We start from the raw sequence: 26,261 nt of genomic DNA, 5'->3' as shown, positions 1-26,261 counted from the left end.
GTGAAAGAAGATAAAAATACAATTGATAATTCTACGATTAATACTGATGGTGGCGATTTTATTAATGGGGATAATAATTTTATTCAGAAAATTATTATTAATCTTGAAAATAATGAAGTTAAATTAAAAAGTATCATTGAACAAACAAAAAATGTATTAAATAAAATTCAATCAGATATATCTGGAGTTAAGATAGAGAGAAATCTAACTGAATTATCCATTTCAGAAATGTTGAATGAAAATCAATTTATTTTCATTGACGGAGAAGCAGGTTCAGGAAAATCTGCATATGCGAAACAAATTCTGGGATCACTTGAAAACACTTGCATAGTTTCTTTTGCAGCAGATCAGTTCTTAAGAAGTTCTCTTTTGAATACTTTGCACGAAATAAATGTTTCTATCAGTATTACTGAAATATTTAATGAGTTTGAAGAGTTTCCTAATAAGTTAATTTACATAGACAGTTTTGAAAAATTGTTGGAAGGAGATGCTGAAGCGTTTAAAGAATTAATTACAATTTTAGGAGAAAATAAGAGTATCAAATTGATTACCTCTTGTCGAAGTTATGCGTTAGATAAATTACTATTTAATTATATCGATAAAAAATTATTGCAAAATAATTCAACAATTATAAACGTACCGCCACTTACCGTCGAAGAATTGGAACACTTTGTTAAATATATACCTGCACTTGATTCCATTGTTCAAAATGAACATCTTTCTGAAATTGTTAAAATACCGAAATATCTTTCTTTGGCTGAAAAACTGATTTCAATTACAGATGAAGATTTATCAATCATTGATATCACTGAATTTAAAAAGCAACTTTGGAATAATGTAGTTGGTGGAAGTAATATACTTTTTGAACAAAACAGACAAAATACTTTTATTGATGTTGTTGTGAAAAGGGCAAAAAATCTTACCCTACTAACAACCGTAAAAGAATTTGATTCAGATATTATACATAGATTGAAATCCGATGGAATTTTGTTTGAAGAAAACCAATTATATGCTCCATCACACGATATATTTGAAGATTGGGGATTGATTAAATATATAAATAATTTAAAAATTAACAATCCTAAAATTAATGTCTTTTATGATTTGTTGTCTAATGAACCTGCTATTAGAAGAGGATATAGATTATGGATTGAATCTAAAGTAGAAGAATCTGAAAATTGGATTTATAACTTTGTGATTGAAACAATTAACAATCCATCAATTGAAAATCATTGGAAAGATGAGATTTTAATCGCAATTATCAAGTCTGATTTATGCAAGAAATTTTTTATTGAGAATAAAGATGAACTTTTAGAAGATGATTTAAATCTACTTAAAAAAGTAATCCACTTACTTAAAATTAGTGGGAAAGATTTTAATCAATCTCCCAATAATAAAGGGTGGGATTTTGTCATAACATTTTTGTTTGAAAATATTGACAAAGTTTCAGAAATAGACGTTCAAATATTAAGGTTTTTATATGATTGGGAAAATATTCTATATTTTGGAACAATTACCAATTTAGATACACCAAAGTATGTCGGTAAAATTATTGATAAGATTTTAAATAATTTTGAGGAAGGTGCAGATTGGATGAATGCGGGAGAAAGCAATTCACTAACAGAAAAAGGAATAAAATTACTTTATAAATTGGCGAAATACATTCCAGATGAAATAAAAATATTGCTTGCTAATTTATTTATTAAAGAGGAAGAGGAAAATTACAAAATAAGAGATAAAAAAGAGAAGCAAATCAAATATGCTTTGTCTCATTTCCACTCTGGAACCTTGCCAGAATTCTTCCCAAATGAACTTACAGAATTAGCAAATCTTAAGTGGAAACACAAAAAAAAAGTAAAATTTAATAATCAGTTCGGCTTCGAACATCATGAAACGGGAATTGAACATCATTTTGGTTTGACGACTAAACATGATTTTAGTTATTTTCCTCAAAGTGCATATCAAACATTCATTTACAAATTGCTGAAATCTAATCCTTGGAAAGCATTAGATTTTATTATAGAATTTACTAATTACTCTGTTGACAATTACGTTAAATCAGATTTTTTAAAAGAAGATGGTTTTGCAAGAAATGCAGATGACATAACACCGATTGAAATCACTTATAATGAAAAAAGTTATACAATTTACGGATCCATGTATTTGTGGTCAGTTAATCGCGGTGGTCAAATCACAGTTCCTTATTTATTGCAATCAATTGTTGTTGCTTTGGAAAGATATTTATATGAAATAGGAAAACTTAATTTAGAAGAAGTTGACCAATTTATTCAGTCTTTTTTTGATCAAATCTACACTAAAGCTAATTCTGTAGTTCTTATATCTGTTGTTTCAAGTATAACAATGGCTTATCCTGAAAAAGTAGGAGATAAATTTTTACCACTTCTATCTGACAAGCATATTTTCGATTGGGATAGGAACAGATGGTCTAATGATTATTTGGGCAGTTCATTACTTGGTCTACCTCAATATTCAGCGGAAGATAAATTATGTGACGAAGAGAGAAAAAAAGCTTTAGATTGGGAACATAGACAGAAATATCATAAAGGTTTAACTGGCTTCTTACTACAATATCAATTATTCTACGGAAATTTAGACGGACGAATATTTGAGATGATTGATAATTTGGAAAATAAGCACGACAAAGGAGATGTTTATTTTTTAAAATTACTATCAGAAATTGACCGTAGAAAACAAAAAATTGAAGAGATTGAACAAGAAGGTAAAAAAGTTATACAAATATCCCCAAATTATTCAGTCGATGAATCTTTAGAAAAAGAAATGCAACGTAACGAAAAACAAAGTGATATTCAAAATGAATATTCAAAATATACTTTATGGATTGCTCAAACTTTTCAAAAAAAATCAGAAGAAAATATTTCATATGAATATTGGCAAGAAAGTTTTGAATATTTCAAAAAAAATGGAACCCCTGATTTTTATAATTTGAGTCCATTTCCAATCGGCACTCTTGCAACTTTAGGTCTGGATTTATTCAGCACTAATTTAACTGAAGATGAATTTCAATTTTGCATTGACAAAATTTTAGAAATTGGCTCGAAACTCTATGATGAGAAGAAAAAAGAACATGAATTTAAAAATTTATATTTTTCCATAAGTATTTATGATTATCAATCAGTTTATCATTCTCTACCGAATCTACTTTCTTTTAAAAATAAATTATCTGATAAACAAATTGACGAAATCAAAAATCTTATCTTTTCATTTATCAGAGATTTTCATCCTAAAGAGGATATGCATCTAAAGCATTTGTATAATTCATTCATTAAAGTTGTCTGGGATATAGATTACCAATTTGCTTACAATTCCTTCATTGGATTAATTTTATATTCTGAATTTAACAAAAAATATAAAAAACACATTCAATATTCAAAAAGAGAAATAAAAAAAATTCAAAGTGAAGAAAAAGAAATTTTAGATTTTATTGAGCAGAATGATAAAGATTGTGAGTTTACAGATCTAACTTACCTTAAATATTCTCACTGGGATTTAGATAAAGCAATAAATATTTTCCCTATTTTTAATGAATATAATTTTTCGTATAATTTTCTTGAGAAAATATTTATTGCCCAACTCGAATCATATTTATTCGGAAAAGAAAGATATAATTATCATAAAATAGGTTCTTCTATAAAAGGAATTATTGTCGACTTTCTTTTTGAAATTCCTTCAAATGAAAACACAAATCTATTTGTTGAGTTTTTAATAGATAAGGGGATTAATTTTAAACCTGAAAACCGTGAACAATATGATGTTATAAAATTTATCAAAGAAACAATTCAATTGTTTTATTACAAAGTTGATAGCAATAGCGACTCTGAAAAAATATTAAATAATTTATGGGTTTATTGGGAAATACTTTATTTAAAAGTTAAAGATGGTACGAAGTTATTCAATCAAGAATTTCTATTTTCTGGTAATTGGAGATCCGAAGCAGATAATTGGATAATATTGCAGGACGAAACAAGATCAAATATTTATTTAAAAAAAATAGAGAAACTGAATTATGTGGATATAAATTCTTTAATGCAACTTTTATCTGGTATTGGTTTTCAAAGTTTGATGCCAAGCGGAATAAAAGTTTTAACCAAACATCTGAAATCCGATATTAAGCAGTTAATTGAGGTAAATTATTATTACAGTGAAAAACTTGCTATTAAGTGTTTTAAAGACAAATTGAAGATTATAAAAGAAGATGCATTATTGTTAGATGAATTCCTATGGTTTTTAAATTTAATGATAGATTTGGGTTCTTCTAAAGCGTACTACATTAGGGAAAATCTAATTCTTTATAAAAAAAAGAACAATTGATTTTCAGAAAAAACAAGTTATTTGCCAATTATCCATTCTAAACAAACGCACTAAAACCCGTAATACTTCTACCCACAATCAAAGAATTAATTTCCTTCGTGCCTTCGTAGGAATAAATGGCTTCCGCATCGGCGACAAATCTGGCGACGTCGTATTCCAGTAAAATGCCGTTTCCACCGAGAACTTCGCGGGCGCGGGAAACAATATCGCGGGTTCTCATTGTACAGAAAACTTTGGCGAGCGAGGCGTGTTCGTCTTTTAAAATACCTTCATCCTGCATTTCAGACAAACGGAAAACCATGGTTTGCATCGCCGTAAGATTAGAAAGCATTTCTACCAGATGCCCCTGTATCATCTGGAAAGACGCAATCGGTTTTCCAAACTGTTCACGGGTTTTTGTGTAAGCCAAAGCACTTTCGTACGCGCCTCTTGCGCAACCTGTCGCCATCCACGCGACTCCAGCGCGCGTCATTCGCAAGACATTTCCAGTATCTTTGAAAGAATTGGCGTGTTCTAATTTGTTGTCGACGGTAATTAAACAATCCGTCAAAGTGATCAAGCCATTTTGAATAATTCGAAGTGCCATTTTTCCTTTAATTTTTTCTACTGCAAATCCGGGATTGTCTTTTTCCAGAATAAAACCTTTTACTTCGCCATCGTCTAAACTTCTGGCCCAAATGATAATGACATCAGCAAAAGTAGCATTGCCTATCCATTTTTTCTGACCGTTCAAAATATAACCTTCCGGTGTTTTTTTACAGGTAGTGGTCATTCCGCCTGCTACACCTGAACCTACTTCAGGTTCCGTTAAACCAAAAGCGCCTATTTTTTCAAATTTCTGCATTGGTGGCAACCATTTTTGTTTCTGCGCTTCTGATCCACAGAGGTAAATTGAACCCATCGAAAGTCCCGACTGAACGCCAAAAAATGTCGCGATCGAAGCATCAACTCTTGCCATTTCCATGGCTAAAACACCCTCCATTAGAAAAGGCATATTCGGACAACCGTAACCTTTGTAAGTTACGCCGCAAACATTTAATTCTTTAAACTTTTCGATGATCTGAAAAGGAAATTCGTCATGTAACCAATAATTATTCACCAAAGGTTTCACTTCAGTTTCCATAAAAGTGCGGACTTTCATTTGGATTTCTTTTTGCTCCTGCGTCAAAGTATTGAAGACATCGTAGAAATCGCCGTCAACTGGTGGTAATTCTTTTTTCTTTTTATCGGGATCAATGGCTTTCATAAAACTTTTTATCTGTTTATCATCCATTTTAGAAAAACCATCCATTAATTTGGGAAGATCTACTTTTTCTGATATTTTTGAAAGTTCCTCCAAGTCTATCGATTTGAATAACTGGATTGCGTTTCTGATATTTGAAAATAGGTTTGACATCTTTTTAAATTTAAAAAAAAGATACAAAAAAAGTTTTGAAGACAATTCTTCAGAACTTAACAAAAAAACTCCCGAAAAAATCGGGAGTTTCTATTGTATAAAGAATTAAATCTTATCCTTGGTTATTATTCTCAGGACGGTCTTCTCTAGGTCTGTCGTTACTTGGACGCTCTTCTCTCGGAGGTCTTTCCAACAAAACTTTTCGGGAAAGTTTCATTTTTTTACGGTCATCAAAGCCCATAAATTTCACTTCTACCATATCGCCTTCGTTGTAAGGAACTTTGTCCAAACGGGCCCATTCGATCTCTGAGATGTGAAGCAAACCTTCAACACCTTTTGCAATCGCTACGAAAGCACCAAAATCCATTACTTTAACCACTTTACCATTGTAAACTTCACCCACAGTTGGTACGAAACAGATTTGTTTAATAGTGGCAATAGTCGCATCAATATTTGCTCGGTTGATACCTGAAATTTCAATTCTACCGATGTTGCCAATTTCTTCAATCGCAATAACAGTTTCGAAATCCTTCTGCATTTGCTGGATGATTTTTCCTCCAGGTCCGATGATCGCGCCAATGAAGTCTTTGGAAATTTCCATTACTTCCATTTTTGGAGCATGAGGTTTTACATCATTTCTTGGTGCATCTAACGTCTTCAACATTTCACCTAAAATGTGTAAACGTCCTTCTTTAGATTGATTTAAAGCTGATTCCATGATATCCATAGACAAACCATCTACTTTAATATCCATTTGACAAGCCGTAATTCCACGTTCTGTTCCGGTAACTTTGAAATCCATGTCACCTAAATGATCTTCATCACCTAAGATATCAGAAAGAACCGTGAATTTACCAGATTTTGGATCGGTAATTAATCCCATTGCAATCCCAGAAACTGGTCTTGTAATTTGAACACCTGCATCCATCAATGCTAAAGTTCCGGCGCAAACCGTTGCCATAGAAGATGAACCGTTTGATTCTAAAATATCAGAAACAATACGGATTGTGTAAGGATTTTCTGTTGGGATCATATTTGCCAACGCTCTTTGCGCTAAATTTCCGTGACCAACTTCACGACGTGAAGTTCCTCTTAAAGGTCTTGCTTCGCCCGTAGAAAATGGTGGGAAATTGTAATGTAAAAAGAATTTTTGATCATAATTAATAGCCACTGTATCTACCATATTCGCATCTTTCACAGAACCTAAAGTTACTGCGGTTAAAGATTGTGTTTCACCTCTGGTGAAAACTGCAGATCCGTGCGCTCCGGGAAGGTAATCAACTTCCGACCAAATTGGACGGATCGTTTTAGAATCTCTTCCGTCTAATCTAATACCTTCGTTAAGAACCATTTGGCGCATCGCTTCTTTTTCCACATCGTGGTAATAAACTTTTGCGAACGGTTTTACCGTTGCTAATTCTTCCTCAGAATATTGTGCTAAGAAATCAACTAAAACTGCTTTGAAATTTTCACTTCTTTCTTCTTTTGCAGAAGGTGAAGTGGCAACAGCATACACTTTATCATAAGTTTCTGCCCAAACTTTCTTACGAATATCTTCGTCGTGATTTTCGTGGGAATATTCTCTTTTTATTTTTGAACTTTCAATTCTTGATGCTAAATTTTCTTGCGCCTGAACTTGAACTTTAATCTCTTCGTGCGCATATTTGATTGCTTCAATCATTTCCGCCTCAGAAATCTCTTTCATCTCGCCTTCTACCATTACGATAGAATCTTTTGTTCCGCCAACCATAATGTCTAAATCAGCTTTTGCTGCATTTTCCATGCTAGGGTTTGTGGATAATTGTCCATCAATTCTTACTACTCTTACTTCAGACATTGGTCCGTTAAAAGGAATATCAGATACTGCAATTGCTGCAGATGCTGCTAAACCTGCTAAAGTTTCTGGCATTACTTCTTTATCATAAGAAATAAGTGAAATCATCACTTGAACCTCTGCATGAAAATCTGACGGGAAAAGTGGACGCAAAACGCGGTCAACTAATCTCATAGTCAAGATTTCTTCATCTGAAGGTCTTGCTTCTCTTCTAAAAAAGTTACCAGGAATTTTTCCACCTGCGTAGAATTTTTCTCTGTAATCTACCGTTAAAGGTAAGAAATCTACACCTTCTTTGGCATCTTTACTGGCGACAACGGTTGCTAAAAGCATTGTTCCGCCACATCTTACTACTACAGAACCATCGGCTTGTTTCGCCAATTTTCCTGTTTCCAGCGTGATCTCACGCCCATCTTTTAATTGAAATTTTTCAATAATTGCTTGTGGAGCATTCATAAATTGTAATTGTTTCTTCTGTGCAATCCGTATTGATTGCGGTTAATATATAAACTTATTTTTACGGGTGCAAAGATACGGAATTTTTCATGAGTCAATTTTTTGGCAACATATAATATCATATTATTAAATCATATTAAAAGGTCATCAAAAACTTTTTTTATCAAACTTTTTTAGCAGCTGCAATTATAATATTTTTTCAAATTTTCTTCTAATTATTTCTAAATAAAATATTTTCCACAATTGAAATATTTTTTAAGTTTAAGATAAATTTCGGCACAAATTTGGATATTTCGAAAATCATAACAACATTTAACATTTTAAAAATTTAACATTATGGGAATTTTATGGACATTAATTATAGGTGGAGTTGCAGGTTGGTTAGGCTCACTCATTTTTAAAGGTGGTAGCCTTGGTTTAATAGGAAATATTATCGTTGGAATTATCGGTGGCTTTATTGGCTATTGGCTTTTAGGAACTTTTTTCGGTACGGCTATAATTGGCCAGATTTTAACTGGAGCCGTTGGCGCAATTGTCTTGCTGGCAATTATTAATTTATTAAATGGCAGAAGGATTTAGAAAAATCCTCATCATTAAGAAATAAAAAAAAGCAACTCTTTTGGAGTTGCTTTTATATTTTCTATCACGAAAAGATTATTTTCTTAATCCTAATTCTGCAATAATTGCACGATAACGTAAAACGTCTTTCTTTTTTAGATAATCTAAAAGTGCTTTTCTTTTACCTACCAAAAGTACAAGAGATCTCTCTGTTGCGTAATCTTTGTGGTTTTTTTTCAGGTGACCTGAAAGGTGGTTGATACGGAAAGTAAAAAGAGCAATTTGTCCTTCAGCTTTTCCTGTGTCTTTTGCAGACTCGCCATGTTTTGCGAATATCTCTGCTTTAGTTTCTGGTGTTAAGTACATTCCAATATTGTTTTAAATGATTATTATGTAACGGTGGCAAAAGTACGATAAAATATCTAAGATTTAAAATTTATTTCTATTTCATACCAAAATATTAAATTAAATTAATGATATTATATAATTAAATAAGAATTATGGTCGTATTTTTGTTGCAGCAAAAGGCGGATGAAAAAAGTTTTATTTTTTGGCGTTGTTATTACAGTAAGCGCGTGCATAATAATTAGTTGTGCAACCGCAGGAAACCGCGTGGAATATATTAACAGACAGGTGAAAGTTCCAAAAATTCAGACCATAATTATCTATGACCCAGAAGTCTTCCCAGATATTGAAGAAATAAAAGAACCGACAAATACCGCTTATTTCAGTGCATTAAGTGATGAATTAAAAATTCTTGGCAATTACAAATTATTAAGAATTAATGCTGCCGCAAACTACGGTTTTACAAAAATAGATGCTCTTAAAGAACTTTGCGCGAACAATCAGGCTGATGCTGTTCTCATCCCAAAAGTAAAATATTTTAAAGTTGGAATTGGGAAATATGTCTTCTCAAACCAAGTTATTGTGAGCCTGAAATTGTATGATTCCGCGGGAAATTTTATTATTGAGACTTCTTATGACACTTTCAAAACGAAGGGAAGAATGCTAGGCTCTGCAGAAAATTCTATTAAAATAGGAACTGTAGGCGCTTTGATAAAAATGTCTCAAGAAGTACGCAGCAATAAATTGATGGAACGGAAATTATAATCCCACATTAATTAAAATTAACCCTATTTTTTAAAAATTTTCTTTTAATTTTGCGCCACCTAAAAATGAGGACGCTTTATGATTGCGAAACAAATTTTAAACCCTGCCGATATCGCCGAAAATCTGAGTGCACTGCATCCAGAAGAGAGGCTGATTGCATTTTTAAAAGTTCCGAAAGAATATAAAACAGACGTTTTTTCTCATTTAGATCCAGATTTTCAGGAAGAAACCATTCGAAGTATGGCTTCTCATGAGGTTTCGGATATTTTAAATGACATGTCGCCGGATGACAGAACACAACTTTTCGAAGATTTTCCTGATGAACTTATTAAGTCTTCGATCAATTTACTAAACCCACAAGAGAGACGCGTAGCGCTAAAGCTTTTAGGTTACGATTCTAATTCCATCGCACGTTTAATGACACCTTACTATATCCAGATTCGGAAAGAATGGACGGTAAAACGATGTTTTGAGCAAATAAAAAAGGTTGGGAAAAGAGTTGAAACTATGAATTTCCTCTACGTTGTAGATGAAAAAAACATATTAATTGACGATATCACTATTGGAACTTTACTTTTAGCAGAAGAAGATCAATTAATTTCCGAACTGACGGATAATGAATTTGTCGCTATTAATACAACCACGACTAAAGAAGATGCAGTTCCTTATTTTGAAAAATACGATCGAAGTGCTTTGCCAATCATTACAGATTCTGGTGTTTTAGTTGGGATTGTGACAATTGATGACATCTTAGATCAAATTGAATCTCAGAATACTGAAGATATTCAAAAATTTGGTGGTCTGGAAGCCTTAGATTTACCATACACGCAAACTTCGTGGATAGAGATGATCAAAAAACGTGGTACCTGGCTAATCATTTTATTCGTTTCCGAAATGCTGACAGCTTCTGCAATGGGTTATTTTGAACTTGAAATTCAGAAAGCAGTGGTTTTAGCGCTGTTTGTTCCACTAATTATTTCCAGCGGTGGAAATTCTGGGTCGCAAGCCGCTACTTTAATTATCCGTGCCATGGCTTTACAAGAAATTAATCTGAAAGACTGGTGGTATGTGATGAAAAAGGAAATTATTTCGGGTATTTTTCTCGGTGCACTTTTAGGGCTAATCGGTTTTTTAAGAATTATGACTTGGCAAAAAACTGGTCTGTATAATTACGGTGAGCATTGGGTTGCCATCGGTTTAAGCGTTTCAGTTTCTCTTATTTTAGTAGTTTTATGGGGCACACTTTCCGGCTCAATGATTCCTTTTGTTTTAAAGAAATTTAAACTGGATCCTGCTACTTCGTCGGCGCCATTTGTGGCCACTCTTGTAGATGTTACTGGTCTAATTATTTACTTTACGATCGCGGGCCTTTTTCTTTCAGGGAAATTGTTATAACTTTCTTTTATGAAAATTATTTCGCTCGTTCCTTCAATTACAAAAACTTTATTTGATCTGGGTTTAGAAAATCATGAATTAGTTGGAAGAACAAAATTCTGCATTCATCCTGAAAATTTGGTCAAAAACACTCCCATTGTCGGTGGCACAAAAAATCTTAATATTGATAAAATTAAAGATTTAAAACCAGATTTAATTTTAGCAAATAAAGAAGAAAATACAAAAGAACAGATTGAAGAATTAGCGCAGTACTTTCGGGTATGGGTTTCAGATATTGCTGATTTGAAGGATAATGAAAAATTCTTGTGGGAATTGGGAATGGTCTTGAAGAAAAACAAGGAAGCGGAAAAAATTAATAAAAAAATTACCGCTATTTTTGACGCTTTTAAAGAAAATAATAAACCAAAAAAAGTCGCCTATTTAATTTGGCAAAACCCATATATGACAATTGGCGGCGATACTTTTATTAATGAAATTTTAGAAAAGATCGGCTTTGAAAATATTTTTAAAGAACAAAAAAGATATCCCGAAATTAATCTAAGCGACATAAAAGAGGCAGATTATCTTTTCCTTTCAACGGAACCATTTCCCTTTAATGAAAATCACGTCAAAGAATTACTAAAAAACTTTCCAGAAAAGAAAATAATTCTCGTCGATGGCGAAGCATTTTCCTGGTTTGGAAGTCATATTGGTGAATATGAAAATTACTACAAAACATTAGTTGATCGTATTTAATTTTCTTTAAAACCGACTTAAAAGACACCTAAATAATCTTCCCAACTTCCTCACAAAGCCAGTTCAGCATTTCTTTGTCTTCGGTTGTAAATGGATTTATTTTATGAGAATCAATATCAATCTGACCAATATTCTCCCCGTTTTTAAAGATCGGAACGACTATTTCAGCCTTTGTATCAATGGAACAGGACAAATAATTATCTTGCTCGTGAACATCTGGAACTTCAAAAGTTTCATTTGAAACCGCGACTTGTCCGCAAATTCCTTTTCCGTAAGGTATAATAATATGATCTGTGGGCGCACCAACGTAAGGTCCTAATTTTAACTCATTTTTATCGCCATTTTTGAAATAAAAGCCTGTCCAATTAAAATAAGATACTTCTTGATCTAATAATTGACAAACCTTCTGTAATTTACTTTCGGTATTATGCTTTGGACTTTCTAAAATAATTGAAAGTCTTTTTTTTAATTCAGACATTGTTTTAATTTTTATTTGTATTCTTCAAAAGTAAGTTCTTCTTTATACCCAAACATATTGCGGTCTTTGATCATTTCTGCCACACCTTTTGGTAATTGTTCTTCCCAACCGGCTTCATTATTAGCTATTTTACGAAGAATTTCCCTAGAATAAATTTCAGAAAAATTTGGATTTATATTGACAATATCTACGATCCGGTCATTTATTTTAAAATATTTGTACAACTCTTTCAAGTTGGTATTTACCTTCAAATTGTTAGAATCTAACAGTTCGTGCGTGATTGGATCTTTATAAGGATAAAGATAAACCTTCATGTCTTTTCGGAAAAATTTACCAAACGCTTCCAAGATTCCACCTGAAAGATTTTTATAATATTCTTCATCAAAAACGTCTAAAAGATTATTTACGCCCATTGCAACGCCAATATATTTATTAGTAAATGTGGCAAAATATTCCACCATTCTGTAATATTCTGAGAAGTTAGAGATTAAAATATTGTATCCTAATTTAGCTAAAATATCTACTCTGTCCAGAAAATCACGCTCGTCGATATCACCAAAAGCACGCAGATTTGCGATTGTAATTTCAAACAAAACTTCAGTTTGCTTTTTTTCACAACTCGCATCTTGGGCAAACATTTCGAGTCCATTTTCAAACATGTCAATATTGACCAATGTTACAGGACGAAAACTTCCACGAACGGCGAAAATATTTTTTTTATAAAGCACATCTGCGGGCAACATATTATTGCCATCCGAATTAAAAATAACGGCTTCTGTCATTCCTAGTTTTACAAGTTGCAAACTCATCAAACGGTTTTCAACATAAAGGAAAGCGGGACCACTAAAATCGATCATGTCAATTTCTAGTTTATCCAAAGCAATATCATCGTACAAAGACTCAATTAATTGGCGTGGATTATCTTCATAATGATAAGCGCCATAAATTAAATTTACACCAAGACTCCCTAAAGTTTCCTGCTGCAAAGTCGCATCATTTTCGATAAATTTTACGTGAATGATGATCTCATTGTAATCTTCATTTTCACGCGTTTGAAAGCGAATTCCAACCCAACCATGGCCTTTCATGGTTTTATCAAAATTGATTGTTGTTACGGTATTTGCATAAGAAAAATAGCGTTTTCCGGGATTAGATTCCCGTTCTAAACGCTCTTCAATTAAGGAAACTTCATAGCGCAGCATTTTTCGCAAACGTTGTTGCGTAACATACCTATTTTTAATTTCTTTACCATAAATAGCATCGCTAAAATCTCTATCGTACGCCGACATAGCTTTTGCAATAGTTTGTGAAGCTCCACCTGCGCGAAAAAAATGGCGTACTGTTTCCTGTCCAGCGCCAATTTCAGCAAAAGTTCCGTAAATAGAGGAATCTAAATTTACCGCTAAAGCCTTCTGTTTTGGCGTCAATTTCTGCGTCATCTCTTACGTTTAAATTTTTGTAAATTTACCAAAATAAAACCAACCTCGAAAACAATGAAGTTGAAATTTTTAGGAACCGGGACTTCCCAAGGTGTTCCAGTCATTGGCTGTAAGGATGAGGTTTGCACTTCCACAGATTCAAAAGATAAGCGTTTCCGTGCTTCCGCTTTAATCACCTCAGATTTAGGAAAAAAAATTCTTATTGATTGCGGTCCAGATTTTCGGATGCAAATGCTGGATAATGACGAGTCACATATTGACGCCGTTCTCATTACTCATGAACACACAGATCACGTTATTGGTCTAGACGACTTGCGCCCTATTATTTTCCGCAATAAAAAAGATATGTCGATTTATACTCTCTCAAGAGTTGCAGAACAGATCAAAAATAAATTTCCTTACGCTTTCGCAGAAGTAAAATATCCTGGTGCGCCGTCGTTTGAAATTCATGAAATTACGGACAAAAATTTTTCAGTGGAAGGTGTTGAAATCACGCCAATTCCCTTTTTACATTATAAACTTCCCATCTTAGGATTTAAATTTAAAAATCTCTGCTACATTACAGATGCTAGTTTTTTCCCTGAAACGACTTTGCCTTTGTTGCAAAATTTAGATGTTTTAATAATCAATTGTTTACGTAAAACGCCGGAGCATATTTCTCATTTTGTGTTGCCAGAAATTATCGAACTCAACAAAATTTTAAAACCAAAGAAAATATATTTAACGCACATCAGTCACGAATTCGGTTTGCATGAAGTGGTTCAGAAAGAATTGCCCGAAAATATCTATTTGGCTTACGATGGTTTGGAACTTGAATTTTAATAAAGTTCTTTCTAAAAAATAATTGAAAATTTACTTTTAAAACTTTTAAAAATAAATAATATTGCTATATTTGCACACCAATTTAAAAAGCCCGGTTGGCGGAATTGGTAGACGCGCTAGACTCAAACTCTAGTATCTCACGATGTGCCGGTTCGATTCCGGCACCGGGTACTTTAAACGCTGTTAATCTATTGATTAGCAGCGTTTTGTTTTTTAATGGGTGGCTAAAAGGGTGGCTATTATTTCTTCCGTTATAATAAAAATATTTCTGAGCAAATTATATATGAGTTTAAAAACATGGCATTCCCAATAAAGTTGAAATTATTCTTAAAAAGTTTTGTTAGCTATACTACTAATTATTAATTAAAAGAACCATCCAACTATGATACTGACGAAGGCATACACTACAGGCTTTGCAGTGAGTTGTATGACAACTATAAATTATTGCGCTCACAGGAAGAACCAATTTCCAATGAGGGAATGGGATTGATGTTGAGCGGATTCTTCTACAGGGCCTGCGTGATATTCCTCTATGCAGCCCTTCGATACCGTCCAAACCAGATCAACATCCGCATCCTCTGGAAACTTTGCCAGCACGCTGACCCCAAGGTAAAAAACCTTGACTACCTTATCCAAAAACTGCCGTTCGATTTCTTCGAGTTCCTTAATCCCTCCAAAAATCTTTATAAAAATGCATTCTACCTTGACGAAGAACTTCTTGCCGTCCTCGATGAAGTGGCACAGGGTTTTCTTGACATCGTGGATAAACAGTTTGAAAATTAATAAAAAGCCAACTCCTAAAAGTTGGTTTTCTTATTTACTGCTCACGGACTGCAAATCCGCGAGATCTATATCAGCGACAACGGGTAGATCGATCCGCGTCATCGGGTTTTGTTATTTACTTCTACGCTAGCGCGACGCTCGCGCCAGTTTGTGAAAATCGAATTTTTAATACTTGGGATGGTTCCAATCATCGAAATTTTTCAGAACTTTAGTATTACTCTCATCATATTTTTTAGCAGAATTGAACATATCAAAAATAACTTTTTCGTGAGATAAAATGTGTTGATGCCTTACTTCAAAATCTTCCACCTTTCCGTTATCATAAACAATCTGGATATTATAAGCGAAACCATCTCGCATTGTAGATTTTGTCAAAAAATCTTTTCTTTCTTCTTCGGGTATAGCATTTATAAGTGTCATTAATTTTTTTGCTTCATCATTAGTTATTTTATATACAGCCGTTGTAGGTTGGAAATAATCTGAATAATATTTTATTTCTTCTTTTTTGATGCTATCTTTCTGTTCTGGTGAATATTTAATATTTGGCGGTGGCGGTGGAAAGGGTGATGTATATTTAGAACCAACTCTTTTGAGTATTAATAGATTTTTAGCATTGTCAAAGTCTAAAGTTATTTCTCCGTGTAACGCGTTGCCAAACGTTGTGGAAACAAAAGCAATATTATTGTCTTTTTGCTTACATCCACAAAGTAATAGAACAATTGAAGAATACAAAAATAATTTTTTCATTTAAGTGATTTTAAATTTATTTTAGAACCAATTATTGCACTAGTTTGATTAAACCAAGAATATTTCCATAAAACACTTTTACCCGATGGCGCGGATTTGCAAACCCGATGGCGCGGATTTGCAATCCGTGACCAACATTATTTCATTAAATATGATCGTTTTCCCATCCCATAAAAACAACTTCCACATTGAGCGCGCTTTCTAAATCTGCATAATTTCTTGCGCTACTAAAATAGTAATTTACCCGATGGCGCGGATTTGCAATCCGTGACCAACATTATTCCATTAAATATATTAGTTTTCCCATCCCATAAAAACAACTTCCACATTGAGCGCGCTTTCTAAATCTGCATAATTTCTTGCGCTACTAAAATAGTAATTTTCCGGCTCGGTTCAACGACTCCCCACCTCCCGATGTCGGGCATATACATTCTTGCGCCGTAGTCGTACATTCCTGTTTCCTGTAATTCCTTGCCGTTGTAATATCCCCGCTCAACTTTTTCAGATCTGCCTACTCAAGGTTTTTCTCGTGCGAGGCTTTTCACTGTGAACTTCTGCGCTTGCCCGCTTGTCAAAGATAAAAATTTTTTCAATTGAAAAATAAAATCTAAAGATTTCTTTAATAAAAATGTAGCGGCATTATAAACACAGAAAACCAACTCCTAAAAGTTGGTTTTTTTATTTACTGCTCACGGATTGCAAATCCGCGAGATCGATATCCGCGTCATCGGATTTTTTTAGGGCATCAATTTGTGTCGCGTTATCTTGAAGTTGGGTAGAAACCCGGGCGTAACCTATGAGCATAAATGATAAAAATAAAATTCAAAAGTAAATCTACAAATTATTGCAGAAACCTGTCGCATTTTGAATTTATTTTGCGATATATTTTTGCGACTGAAAAAATGGGATTTTATTTAAAGTTTTGAAAGTGTTGCACAAACGTTGGTTTGTGCGATTTTAATTAAAGATATTATTTGCTCTAAGAACTGCATATTTGTAAAAAAATAAATTTGGGCATCTATACTATTTATCACAGTAACGTGAAACTCTGCTATTCTCTTGGCATCGAGAAGCAAATCTTCCCCGAAAAATTTTTAGAAAAAATTCCTAAAACGACTTCCCATTATTGGAAGACTAAAAATACAGAAGATTTTTGTGGTTCAGAATATGAAGAAATATCTAATTGTAGTTTACAAGAACTCAAAATTATCGCAGATATGAGGGCAAAACAGCTGCGGGAAGTCTTCGTCTCTTTTTGCAGGCTTTACTTTTTGGTTTTAAATATTTTGGGAACTAAATATTTTCAGAAACTGATAAAGAATAATAAAAAAATACTCCTACCATATATTGAGAATCTGATTTCAGTTTCGGGGAATAAAAAAATGGTTTTAAAACTTCTAAAAATAACTTCACCGCAATTTGGCGGATGGCGGAAAATGAAAAAATATGAATGCAGGGAATCCCTTATTTGGTTGTGCTACAAAAGAGTGACCAGACAAATAAGTATGAAGGAGATTCTAATAATGAAAAATTTACTGAAGGAAAAGAAGTATCTGCACTGGAGCAGCGTATCGGTTTGGGGAAAAGCGGTAAGGGATGGCAAAATTTCAATGTCAGTGCAGAGTTGGTATCATTATGGGAAACTTTTGGGATTAGGAAATACACGTAAAAAGTATAAAAAATCACGAAAGCGTATTTCAGTTCGAGCCGAAAAACCGAACGAAATTTGGCATATGGATGTTACGAGGTATAAAACTTCAGATCATAAAATGATGTACATCTACACTGTGATGGATAATTTTTCAAGGAAAATATTATCTTGTGATGTAAGTGAGAATTTGTCTGGAAAAATAAGATTGAACAGTTTGGAAAATGCAATAAAAGAACAGTTTTTAGAAAAGCAGGTTTTGCCAGTTGAAAGTCTAAAACTGGATTTAATTGTAGATGGCGGAAGTGAAAATAATAATGTGGTGATACACGAATTTATTAAAAATTGCAGGGTTGGGATCGATAAAAAAATTGCGCTGAAAGATGTGCTTTTTCTAATAGTTTGATAGAAGGCAACAACAAAATTTTAAAACAAACCTATCTTAAAAATATGGAATTAACACAAGAAGAATTACCGGGTTACATTGTGAAATCTGTAAAAGAATACAATTCTGAAAAGCCACATTATGTGCATAAAATTTATACGCCAGATGAAGTTTACGACAATCCTAAATTAAAAGACAGCAAACTTTTCTTCGATAAATTAAACCAACGAAGAATAAAAAATAATAAGAATTATTCTTGTGGAAAGGCGTGTGTTTAAAAGTACAAACACCATTTATTGAGTTAAAATTTTTTAAAAATCGCAATATTTTTTAAAAATTAAGAGAACGGTTAGTGTAAAAATATTTTTTAAGGAATAAAAATTTTAAATTTTAATAAAAATAAGCGGTTCGAATTTTCGAACCGCTTATTTAAGAAATTATAGTTATTTGTAATGCCTATTGATACTGGGTTTTATAAAAAATAAGAAAATAATTTTAAAGTTATTGGCTATTAGATGGAGCCGTTGATAAACAGTTTGAAAATTAATAAGAAAACCAACTCCTAAAAGTTGGTTTTATTTATTTACTGCTCACGGATTGCAAATCCGCGAGATCGGGGTTTTATTTAAAATCTAATGTTATATTAAGCATTTTTTTTTCTTTCTTAAACACAGTTATATTCATTGGACCCATTACATGGCTCTGTAAAATGCTATCACAATTTGCCTTTGCACAGTCCAAGCCAGTAATATCAAAGTCTTTGTTGATAATGTAATATTTTTCCATCTTCTCTTTTACACATATAGTTTTTGCAATCACCCATTTTTTATTAGAATTAGCCTCTTCGACATATTCGGCAAAGTGCTGTTTATCTTTATCATAATGCCTTTCATAAGTTGGAACTACATATATGCCTCCATGACAATCTCCTTCGCAATAAACAATAATCCTCTCTTCCTTTTTATCATTATCCCATAGCGAAAGATGATTCCCCAAAGAATACTCACCTGATATACCATTACAAGACCCTAATAAAAATAAAATCAAATATAAAATTAAATAACAAGTTGTTTTTTTCATATAAATATATACTTGTAATTACTATGGTTTCAATTGTCCTTCACCATAATAGAATGTTTTAAATCCGTCACCATCATCCAAATTTTCCGACCATCTTTCATAATTGATAAGACTTTTGCGCCAAATGCTTCCCCCTTTATTCCAATCATAATCCGTTGCAGGGTCATTCATGATTTTTACACTACCGCTATTGTTTAATAATGTAATATTTACTCGACCGAGAGCGTAAACTGTACATGCGAGAACGTAGTTGATTTGAGCAGCAGCAAAATTACCTTTTGTGTTTAAATTTATAGGCGAAGATTTACCGACTCCGTTAATAAAATCAGAAATTTTTATATTTCCAAAGTCAAGTTTTGAAGCATCCAAATAAAGAGTATTATCTGGTGTAGGGTTTTTTAAAGCCCCGACATGTGATTTCGCCCAAGCAATTCCATCTTTAATAGTAATAAATCCATTATAATCAGGACGGTTAGGTAAGTTGTTGTAATGATTATAAAAATTAAAATACTCTGCCCATCCTGGTATTGCTTTATAATATTCTGAACCTCCATTTGGGGCTAAATCTTTCTTCATTGCATCTTTATGCTTCATCCCCTGTGTAAAATCTTTCTTCTGCATAATAATTGGTTTACCTTGTAAGCCTTGATCATCTGTTCCTAAAAATTCACCGGTCGTACTATAAATAGGTGATGTAAATTTCTGTGTTTCCCTTCCATCAGGATCTACAAAACTTATAGGATTATCAAAGGCATAATTATAAGGACTATAACGAGTCATTTTCTCCGCGAGCGGATCCACAACACCCCACCTTCCGATGTCGGGCATGTACATCCTGGCGCCGTAGTCGTACATCCCGGTCTCCTGCAGTTCCTTGCCGTTGTACTTGTTCCAATCTCGCTTTTAATTTTATTTAGCATCGAAATCGATGAGATCCTGCTTCAATATGGGAACAATTACTGCTCACGGATTGCAAATCCGCGAGATCGGAAACCTCAAAGTGGTAAACCTTCATTTTTAAGTTTTTCTATTGCTTCTAACCAATATTCCCAATATGCAGTATCTGTTGGTTTATCTGGTTCGCCCCAATATCCACCCCCACTCAATATATCTGTTAAATCAGTTGATCCAGTTGCTTCCCAATAGCTTTTAAGCATATATAACATTGCTTCATAACCTTCTTTTTCAGTAATAAGTACATTACTGGAAATTATACCATCTTCATTTATTTTGCCGTCACTTGCTAATCTCATAATTTTTTATTTTACACTATATTTTAAAACCATTTCATCAGCAGATAAATTGGTATAACCTGCACCCTTCACTATACCATCTTGAGTATAAGAGTAGATTGCTTCACCAGAAGAATTTAGTCCTCTTTACCAACTTTTCCCATATTGATCTACTACTAGGGCTTCACTATTTGAAATATTTTGTATTAATTCTCTGTTAAGCGGGGTGTCTGTAAGTTTCCCTGAACCTTTAAATAGGTGATTTGCAAGATTTCCTTCAGGTACTATATTACTTGCTGCGGTAGCACCCCTTAATGAATTTGCTATACCGTCCGTCAGCAACCCGCCTACTGCACCCTGTACCAAAGGATTTTCTGCAACCATTTTCTGGATTTCGGTTTTTCCACGAGATTCAGAAGGGGAACTTATGGTAGGACCCCACGGATTGCCAGATGAAGGCGCAGTACCTAAACCACCACCTTCTGCATACCCAGTAGAAACCGAAATTGAACTAACACGTCCTTTTGAATTAAAAGTTTCTGTATGACTAGAATAAAGTTCGTGACTATTTACTTGCCAAGTACCATTTTTACCTTTATCAACACTTGTATTGTAAAAACCAGATCCTAATTGACCCGCCCATTGTTCCGCATGTATTCGTGCATCTGATTTTGTAATATTATTTAAGAAACCCGCACCTTTTACCCATCTTCCATCAGGATCGACAAACATGATAGGGTTACCAAGAGCATAGGTATAAGTGGAAAATCTTCTTCCTTTCTCACTCAAAGGGTCCACAACTCCCCATCTCCCGATGTCGGGCATGTACATCCTTGCCCCATAATCATACATCCCGGTCTCCTGCAACTCCTTTCCGTTGTACTTGTAGTTCTGGTGCAGCATTAGTGGGACAGCCGAGAAATACCATCAATAATTAATTATATTAAAATCAAAAAGTTGCCATTTATTATTCTCATATATTAATTTTATTTCTACATCTTTATTGTCGCTTTCAATATGGTATTTTAAGCAAAACTCCTTTTCACGGGTTTTTTTTAAATAGTATACGGATATTAAAAATTCATTATTTTTTCTACTGAAATTTTTTTGCAGATTATTAGCGATAATACCAAAATATAATATGTCTCTACTTAAAGGATTTTTCATGTTTTTAAAGTTTATATAGACTTTAACTTTATTTTTTACAAAATAATTATGCTGATTCTTGTAAATTTCGCATGAGTTTAGCGCTAATTCAATTAATGTGTTTATATCTTCTTTTGGCGGTTGATATATTAATTTTTTTTCACAGAATACGCAAATCAATAGTAGAGGTATAAGTATTATTTTATTCATTTCTATTCTTTTATCATTGATCTTCTTTCATTCTTGATCTGCAGAGCATCTCTTATTCGTTCATATTTTTCTTTAGCTTTATTCATTTCCCTATTCAAAGTAGATTGCTTTTTAAAGAATGATTTTGCCCCGATGGCGCGGATTTGCAATCCGTGACCAACATTATTCTATTAAATATATTAGTTTTCCCATCCCATAAAAACAACTTCCACATTGAGCGCGCTTTCTAAATCTGCATAATTTCTTGCGCTACTAAAATAGTAATTTTCCGGCTCGATTACTATTTTTTCTTTAACTGGGTTTTGATGGATGTAATTTATTTTTTCCTTGATCCATCCGTTAGAAAATACTTCTTCTGCGTGATAACCATCCTGCCAAACCTTGAAATTTTGCTCCCGAACCAAATGATCGCAAGATTTTTTAAAATAATCCAACATCCACTCGCGTCTGCTTTCGGGCTCTGATTGTGCTGTTTCAATAATTTTTTTTGAAGTAAATTTTTTAAAATCCCTCATTATTTCTGAAATGGTGAGTTTCCCATCTGCCATACAAAATAAATGCAAATGACTGGACATTAAACAATAGGCAAAAATAGTTAAGCCTTTTTGTGATTGGCAATATTTTAAAGCGTCTACAATAACCATTTTTTGCGATAATCTTGTAAAAATATCAAGCCACCCAACTGCTGTAATGGTTATGAAATAGGCTTTGTCAATTTCTACCGCCTTATATTTTGTTGACATTTATTTTTTAAAATAAAAGTAAGAAAAAATAGTTTATGTGCGGCAAGTTTTGCGAGCACGGATTGCAAATCCGCGCTATCGATATCCGCGACATCGGGCATGTAATTTCGCCAGTCCATCGCGTACATCCCGGTTTCCTGCAACTCCTTGCCGTTGTACTTGTAGTTGTAATGGTAGTGGATTACAAATCCGCGCCATCGGGATTTGCAACCCTCGCTTGCACAACAATTGCGATATAATTACTACTATCTCTTATAAAACATTGAACTTCTACTTGCGTACAGGCTCATTCACAGCAAACTCCGCGAGATCAGGGTTTTACAATCTTTCCCAATTTGCATTAAGTTTAGATAAAATATTTTCTTCAAAAAGGGTAATGATTTTTTCTTGTTGTTTTTTATCTATTTTGTCTGAATTAAATCTAATCCAATTTCTATTGTCATTATCAAAAGATACACTAATTAATCTAACACTAGTAGGCTTTTCAGCGATATCTGAACTAACATTAATAACGAATAAAATCGTAATATTTTCAATTTTGAAATAATTATTATAAAAATAAATATTGTCGTCTTTTATTCCATCCTTTAATTCTTTAGTACTTTTTCCAGTCCTGAAAACCTTAAATGCTGGATTTTGCGTCTTCATTTCTAATAATTTTCTAATTACTATATTTCGAGACTCATTCACTGAAAAATTAATGGAATCATTATAACTTCCACAAGAAATGAAAATATTTGATACTAGCCAGAGCAATAGCAACCTTTTAACAATCATAATTTTATTTATTTTTGGGGAAATTAATGCCAACATTTGAAACGGCTTGTTGGGTAATTATCTGTTTAAACATGAATATACCAAAAAATGTTTCGGAAGTTGCAATTGACCTTGCTTTTTCGGTAAGATTTGGGTTTGCTAATGCGTTAATAAAATTATATACTGCTAGTTTTAAATCAGCACTTCTAACGGACGTGTTAAATAATGCACCATTAATTCCGCTTGCATTCTTTCTATCGTATTCCCTATCATGCCCCATTGATCCATATTCACTTAAATTTTTTGGCATAAATTGATAAGAATCTGTACCATCATATGCTTTCGGATTATTAGGTCCAGTATAAGTTGTTCCCATATAATTTTTATATAACGTTTCTGCATTTACACAACTATCACAAGTGCCAAATATAGTATATGATTCTCCGTATTTGATTTTGGTATTATCTAATACCTTGTCATTAATATCTTTAACTGTACCATCCTTATTTTCTTTTTCATCATTTGTAAAAGTGTATTTTTCCAACAATTTTCCATCTGCATCTTTTATAGAAAGAGTTGAACCCGAACCCATTATTTGGACTGCATTTTCTCCATACTTTTTATCTGCTTCTTTTTGCGTTTTAACATCTCGATCATAATAGGCTTCATAATTCCCATCATGCATTCTCAAAACCCAATACAAACCATCTTTATCAGTTTTTATTATAGGATTGTTACCTACATAATTATACGGCGAATGTGAGTAATAAAGTTCACTCAACAAATCTTGCACTCCCCATCTCCCAATATCGGGCATGTACATCCTTGCGCCGTATTCGTACATCCCGGTCTCCTGAAGTTCCTTGCCGTTGTACTTGTAGTTGTAGGATGTATTTCCTGCTAAACCATCATAGCCATAACCAGTTTGCTCTAAACCGAAGGGGTAGTAATTACTTTCTCTATCAGTCACCGCTTCGCCGTTTGTACCTTTAAAATAACTTAATCTTACGTTTCCAAGATGATCAACGTAGTTGTAAACGTACCGCTTGTTGACGTAATCATAATAACCTTCTGCCGTCGGGAAGAACTGCAATGCATTATTTTGATATTGAAAGCCGCCTAAATAATCTGTTATTTTTGTCCCTATCTTTTTCTGCAATTTCGTGCCGTCTGCTCTGTACACATAATTGGTAATTGCTCCACTTTGTGTGACTTGGTTTGGTAAATTTAGAAAATTATACGCTATTGCAGTAATATTTTTATCATTTTCTGAAGTCATATTGCCATTAGCGTCATAAATAATCGTTTTTCCAATTGCTCCGCCCGCTAATGGGTATCCACTAAGAGCATTACCATTACCTTCTTTTATATAGAGTAATTTATTACTCATTTCTGTATTTTCATAATGATAAGTAAGATCATCCATTAACTCTGCGGCAGTATAACCTATAAGTTTTTTACCAGTTCTGAAGAGGGTTTTTATATTGCCATTTACATCATAAGAAAGGTTTTCTTGATAACTGCCATTGTTTAAATTCATGGCGTCCCAAAATGCAGCAGAAACAAGTCGGTTTAGACCATCGTAAACATAATCGTATCTTCTTAAAGGTTCGTTTGATGCATATTCATGATTTGTATTTCTATATTAAATTATCACAATTTCTTTTATTATAGTACCTCCTTTTAAAACTTAACTTTGTCCAGTATAATTCTGTCTACATAAATTATAGGGTCATTTTCCGCAAAAACCGGGATCTTTAAAATTATAATTTACTCACACAATCAGATTGAATTATAGTATATTTCCGAAAAAAATAACTGGTGATTTTATGGAAGTTTGGGTAGCATATAGTTTTCTGAATAAAAATAATTCTGAAAAGATCGAACATCTATTTAACAAACTTCCTGAAAGTCTTGTAATGTCTGTTGCACTATATAAAAATATTGACGATAGATTGGGGAGAATGACCTCAAAGTTATTACTAGAAATTCTGGTAAAGAAAATACTACCTCAAGAGGATTTTTTTTGGGATCTGTATAAAAAAGATTCTTTATCAAAACCTTATTTTGACGGGTTGAATATCAGTTTTAACAGTTCTCATACAGAAGAATTATCTGTAGTTTGCGCCGTCCGAAACGGAAAATGCGGTATTGACACGGAAATCAATAAATCTGTAGATATCAATCTTTATAATGATTTCTTGCATGAGAAAGAAAGAAAATTGCTGAGTGAACAAAATAATCCGTTGGTGTCTTTTTATGAAATTTGGGTAAAAAAAGAAGCCAGTTTAAAAGCTTCAGGACTTGGGCTTACGGAAGACTTGGCAAAAATCGACGCGCATCAAAATTTTGTTTTGATTAATAAACAAAAATATTTTACAAAATCGTTAGAACTTTCTCCCAATCACAGCACCTATATTGCCACGAAAAATCGTGTCGGGAAAATTAATCTGGAAGAAATTATCTTCTAATCTTTAAAGCCATTTTTCATACACAAGTCTTACGGGCTGATAGCCTTGCAGGGCAAGCCAACGCTGCATTATTTCATTGTTGCATAAAGTATAGCGGTATATTTTTCGGATGTTATATTCTTTATAAGTTTCCTCAAAGGCTTTATTGAGCGCTGAATAAATCCCCTGTTTTCTGTATTCCTGCTTTATATAACCTTCCGAAACATATAAATCATCAGCATCTCCCAACTCAAAGTTACTATCATCTTTTTCGTCTATATATCCGAATAAAAAGCCAATGGGTTTTTCATCAATTGATGCGATAAGAAAAGTGCCGTCATTTTCATCCTCACATTCCATCATAAAATTAAGATAATGGTCGCGAATGTGCGGCCAATCAGCCGTTTTATCATTCATTTCTTTCTCAGAAATGTGAAGTTCTCCTACCAGTTCATCTACGACTGGCAAGTGTTCAGAAATTTTTATTTTTTTAATGCTATAATTCATC

Annotated in this window: 23 protein-coding genes, 1 tRNA gene and 2 pseudogenes; 11 read left to right on the top strand and 15 right to left on the bottom strand. The window is 33.2% G+C overall.

Annotated features, from left to right (window positions below; all coding sequences use genetic code 11):
• On the top strand, positions 1 to 4,350 hold the full coding sequence (locus ACVBED_RS02450) for a hypothetical protein (protein ID WP_473094429.1): 4,350 nt from the start codon (positions 1 to 3) through the stop codon (positions 4,348 to 4,350).
• Positions 4,351 to 4,387: 37 nt separating this feature from the next.
• On the opposite strand, the gene ACVBED_RS02445 is transcribed toward ACVBED_RS02450, so the two are convergent.
• Both ACVBED_RS02445 and ACVBED_RS02440 read right to left on the bottom strand, forming a co-directional pair.
• Positions 4,388 to 5,746, bottom strand: a complete 1,359-nt coding sequence (locus ACVBED_RS02445) for an acyl-CoA dehydrogenase family protein (protein ID WP_447120986.1) — start codon at positions 5,744 to 5,746, stop codon at positions 4,388 to 4,390.
• A 112-nt stretch (positions 5,747 to 5,858) separates the two neighbouring features.
• The gene (locus ACVBED_RS02440) at positions 5,859 to 8,036 is read right to left on the bottom strand and encodes a polyribonucleotide nucleotidyltransferase (protein WP_447120985.1); all 2,178 of its coding nucleotides are present in this window, start codon (positions 8,034 to 8,036) and stop codon (positions 5,859 to 5,861) included.
• Between the two features lie 336 nt (positions 8,037 to 8,372).
• Between ACVBED_RS02440 and ACVBED_RS02435 the strand changes: the two genes are divergently transcribed.
• Positions 8,373 to 8,615: a GlsB/YeaQ/YmgE family stress response membrane protein gene (locus ACVBED_RS02435; RefSeq protein WP_447120984.1), complete on the top strand. Its 243-nt coding sequence runs from the start codon at positions 8,373 to 8,375 to the stop codon at positions 8,613 to 8,615.
• A 75-nt stretch (positions 8,616 to 8,690) separates the two neighbouring features.
• On the opposite strand, the gene rpsO is transcribed toward ACVBED_RS02435, so the two are convergent.
• Complete coding sequence (rpsO, locus tag ACVBED_RS02430) at positions 8,691 to 8,960, bottom strand: 30S ribosomal protein S15 (protein WP_447120983.1); 270 nt, start codon at positions 8,958 to 8,960, stop codon at positions 8,691 to 8,693.
• A gap of 165 nt (positions 8,961 to 9,125) precedes the next feature.
• Here rpsO and ACVBED_RS02425 point away from each other — a divergent pair, with 165 nt between their 5' ends.
• The 3 genes from ACVBED_RS02425 to ACVBED_RS02415 all read left to right on the top strand — a co-directional run bounded on the left by ACVBED_RS02425 (position 9,126) and on the right by ACVBED_RS02415 (position 11,834).
• Complete coding sequence (locus ACVBED_RS02425) at positions 9,126 to 9,704, top strand: pyruvate decarboxylase (RefSeq protein WP_447120982.1); 579 nt, start codon at positions 9,126 to 9,128, stop codon at positions 9,702 to 9,704.
• A gap of 78 nt (positions 9,705 to 9,782) precedes the next feature.
• Entirely contained in the window at positions 9,783 to 11,099 is a 1,317-nt protein-coding gene (gene mgtE / locus ACVBED_RS02420) for a magnesium transporter (RefSeq protein WP_473094428.1), read from the top strand.
• Positions 11,100 to 11,108: 9 nt separating this feature from the next.
• Entirely contained in the window at positions 11,109 to 11,834 is a 726-nt protein-coding gene (locus ACVBED_RS02415) for an ABC transporter substrate-binding protein (RefSeq protein WP_473094427.1), read from the top strand.
• 28 nt (positions 11,835 to 11,862) lie between these two features.
• Here the strand turns inward: ACVBED_RS02415 and ACVBED_RS02410 are convergent, their stop codons facing one another.
• Positions 11,863 to 12,312 carry a GAF domain-containing protein gene (locus ACVBED_RS02410; RefSeq protein WP_473094426.1) on the bottom strand — a complete coding sequence of 150 codons (450 nt, stop codon included), beginning with the start codon at positions 12,310 to 12,312 and terminating at the stop codon, positions 11,863 to 11,865.
• 11 nt (positions 12,313 to 12,323) lie between these two features.
• A complete protein-coding gene (locus ACVBED_RS02405) occupies positions 12,324 to 13,751 on the bottom strand; it encodes a TonB-dependent receptor (protein ID WP_473094425.1) in 1,428 nt (475 codons plus the stop codon).
• 54 nt (positions 13,752 to 13,805) lie between these two features.
• On the opposite strand from ACVBED_RS02405, the gene ACVBED_RS02400 reads away from it, so the two are divergent.
• The 3 genes from ACVBED_RS02400 (at position 13,806) to ACVBED_RS02390 (ending at position 15,356) form a co-directional block, all read left to right on the top strand.
• Positions 13,806 to 14,573, top strand: a complete 768-nt coding sequence (locus ACVBED_RS02400; RefSeq protein WP_473094424.1) for an MBL fold metallo-hydrolase — start codon at positions 13,806 to 13,808, stop codon at positions 14,571 to 14,573.
• An 89-nt stretch (positions 14,574 to 14,662) separates the two neighbouring features.
• Positions 14,663 to 14,744: transfer RNA gene (locus ACVBED_RS02395), tRNA-Leu, on the top strand.
• 273 nt (positions 14,745 to 15,017) lie between these two features.
• Positions 15,018 to 15,356 (top strand): hypothetical protein, encoded by a 339-nt coding sequence (locus tag ACVBED_RS02390; RefSeq protein WP_473094423.1) that lies wholly within the window; start codon positions 15,018 to 15,020, stop codon positions 15,354 to 15,356.
• Between the two features lie 165 nt (positions 15,357 to 15,521).
• On the opposite strand, the gene ACVBED_RS02385 is transcribed toward ACVBED_RS02390, so the two are convergent.
• Positions 15,522 to 16,103: a hypothetical protein gene (locus ACVBED_RS02385; protein ID WP_473094422.1), complete on the bottom strand. Its 582-nt coding sequence runs from the start codon at positions 16,101 to 16,103 to the stop codon at positions 15,522 to 15,524.
• A 1,010-nt stretch (positions 16,104 to 17,113) separates the two neighbouring features.
• Here ACVBED_RS02385 and ACVBED_RS02380 point away from each other — a divergent pair.
• Entirely contained in the window at positions 17,114 to 18,157 is a 1,044-nt protein-coding gene (locus ACVBED_RS02380; RefSeq protein ID WP_447120978.1) for a DDE-type integrase/transposase/recombinase, read from the top strand.
• Positions 18,158 to 18,201: 44 nt separating this feature from the next.
• Positions 18,202 to 18,414, top strand: coding sequence for a hypothetical protein (locus ACVBED_RS02375; RefSeq protein ID WP_447120977.1), 213 nt, complete (start codon positions 18,202 to 18,204; stop codon positions 18,412 to 18,414).
• 343 nt (positions 18,415 to 18,757) lie between these two features.
• Here the strand turns inward: ACVBED_RS02375 and ACVBED_RS02370 are convergent, their stop codons facing one another.
• The 8 genes and pseudogenes from ACVBED_RS02370 to ACVBED_RS02335 all read right to left on the bottom strand — a co-directional run bounded on the left by ACVBED_RS02370 (position 18,758) and on the right by ACVBED_RS02335 (position 24,843).
• Entirely contained in the window at positions 18,758 to 19,216 is a 459-nt protein-coding gene (locus ACVBED_RS02370; protein ID WP_447120976.1) for a hypothetical protein, read from the bottom strand.
• A 708-nt stretch (positions 19,217 to 19,924) separates the two neighbouring features.
• A pseudogene (locus ACVBED_RS02365) lies at positions 19,925 to 20,104 on the bottom strand (RHS repeat-associated core domain-containing protein); the annotation flags it as partial.
• A gap of 107 nt (positions 20,105 to 20,211) precedes the next feature.
• Positions 20,212 to 20,469: a hypothetical protein gene (locus tag ACVBED_RS02360; protein WP_447120975.1), complete on the bottom strand. Its 258-nt coding sequence runs from the start codon at positions 20,467 to 20,469 to the stop codon at positions 20,212 to 20,214.
• A gap of 690 nt (positions 20,470 to 21,159) precedes the next feature.
• Positions 21,160 to 21,336, bottom strand: a pseudogene (locus ACVBED_RS02355) (RHS repeat-associated core domain-containing protein); the annotation flags it as partial.
• Positions 21,337 to 21,375: 39 nt separating this feature from the next.
• On the bottom strand, positions 21,376 to 21,804 hold the full coding sequence (locus ACVBED_RS02350) for a hypothetical protein (protein ID WP_447120974.1): 429 nt from the start codon (positions 21,802 to 21,804) through the stop codon (positions 21,376 to 21,378).
• Positions 21,805 to 21,983: 179 nt separating this feature from the next.
• Positions 21,984 to 22,547, bottom strand: coding sequence for an REP-associated tyrosine transposase (locus tag ACVBED_RS02345; protein WP_473094421.1), 564 nt, complete (start codon positions 22,545 to 22,547; stop codon positions 21,984 to 21,986).
• A gap of 318 nt (positions 22,548 to 22,865) precedes the next feature.
• Complete coding sequence (locus ACVBED_RS02340) at positions 22,866 to 23,360, bottom strand: hypothetical protein (protein ID WP_447120973.1); 495 nt, start codon at positions 23,358 to 23,360, stop codon at positions 22,866 to 22,868.
• A complete protein-coding gene (locus ACVBED_RS02335; RefSeq protein ID WP_447120972.1) occupies positions 23,329 to 24,843 on the bottom strand; it encodes an RHS repeat domain-containing protein in 1,515 nt (504 codons plus the stop codon). Before ACVBED_RS02335 ends, ACVBED_RS02340 begins: the two co-directional genes overlap by 32 nt.
• 289 nt (positions 24,844 to 25,132) lie before the next feature.
• Here ACVBED_RS02335 and ACVBED_RS02330 point away from each other — a divergent pair, with 289 nt between their 5' ends.
• Positions 25,133 to 25,774 (top strand): 4'-phosphopantetheinyl transferase family protein, encoded by a 642-nt coding sequence (locus ACVBED_RS02330; protein ID WP_447120971.1) that lies wholly within the window; start codon positions 25,133 to 25,135, stop codon positions 25,772 to 25,774.
• A 3-nt stretch (positions 25,775 to 25,777) separates the two neighbouring features.
• Here the strand turns inward: ACVBED_RS02330 and ACVBED_RS02325 are convergent, their stop codons facing one another.
• A complete protein-coding gene (locus tag ACVBED_RS02325; RefSeq protein ID WP_473094420.1) occupies positions 25,778 to 26,260 on the bottom strand; it encodes a GNAT family N-acetyltransferase in 483 nt (160 codons plus the stop codon).
• Position 26,261: the final 1 nt, after the last annotated feature.

The sequence above is a fragment of the Halpernia sp. GG3 genome, from assembly GCF_052976925.2.
Note: the sequence above shows the minus strand (reverse complement) of the source record. Positions and strands in the feature narration are given on the sequence as shown.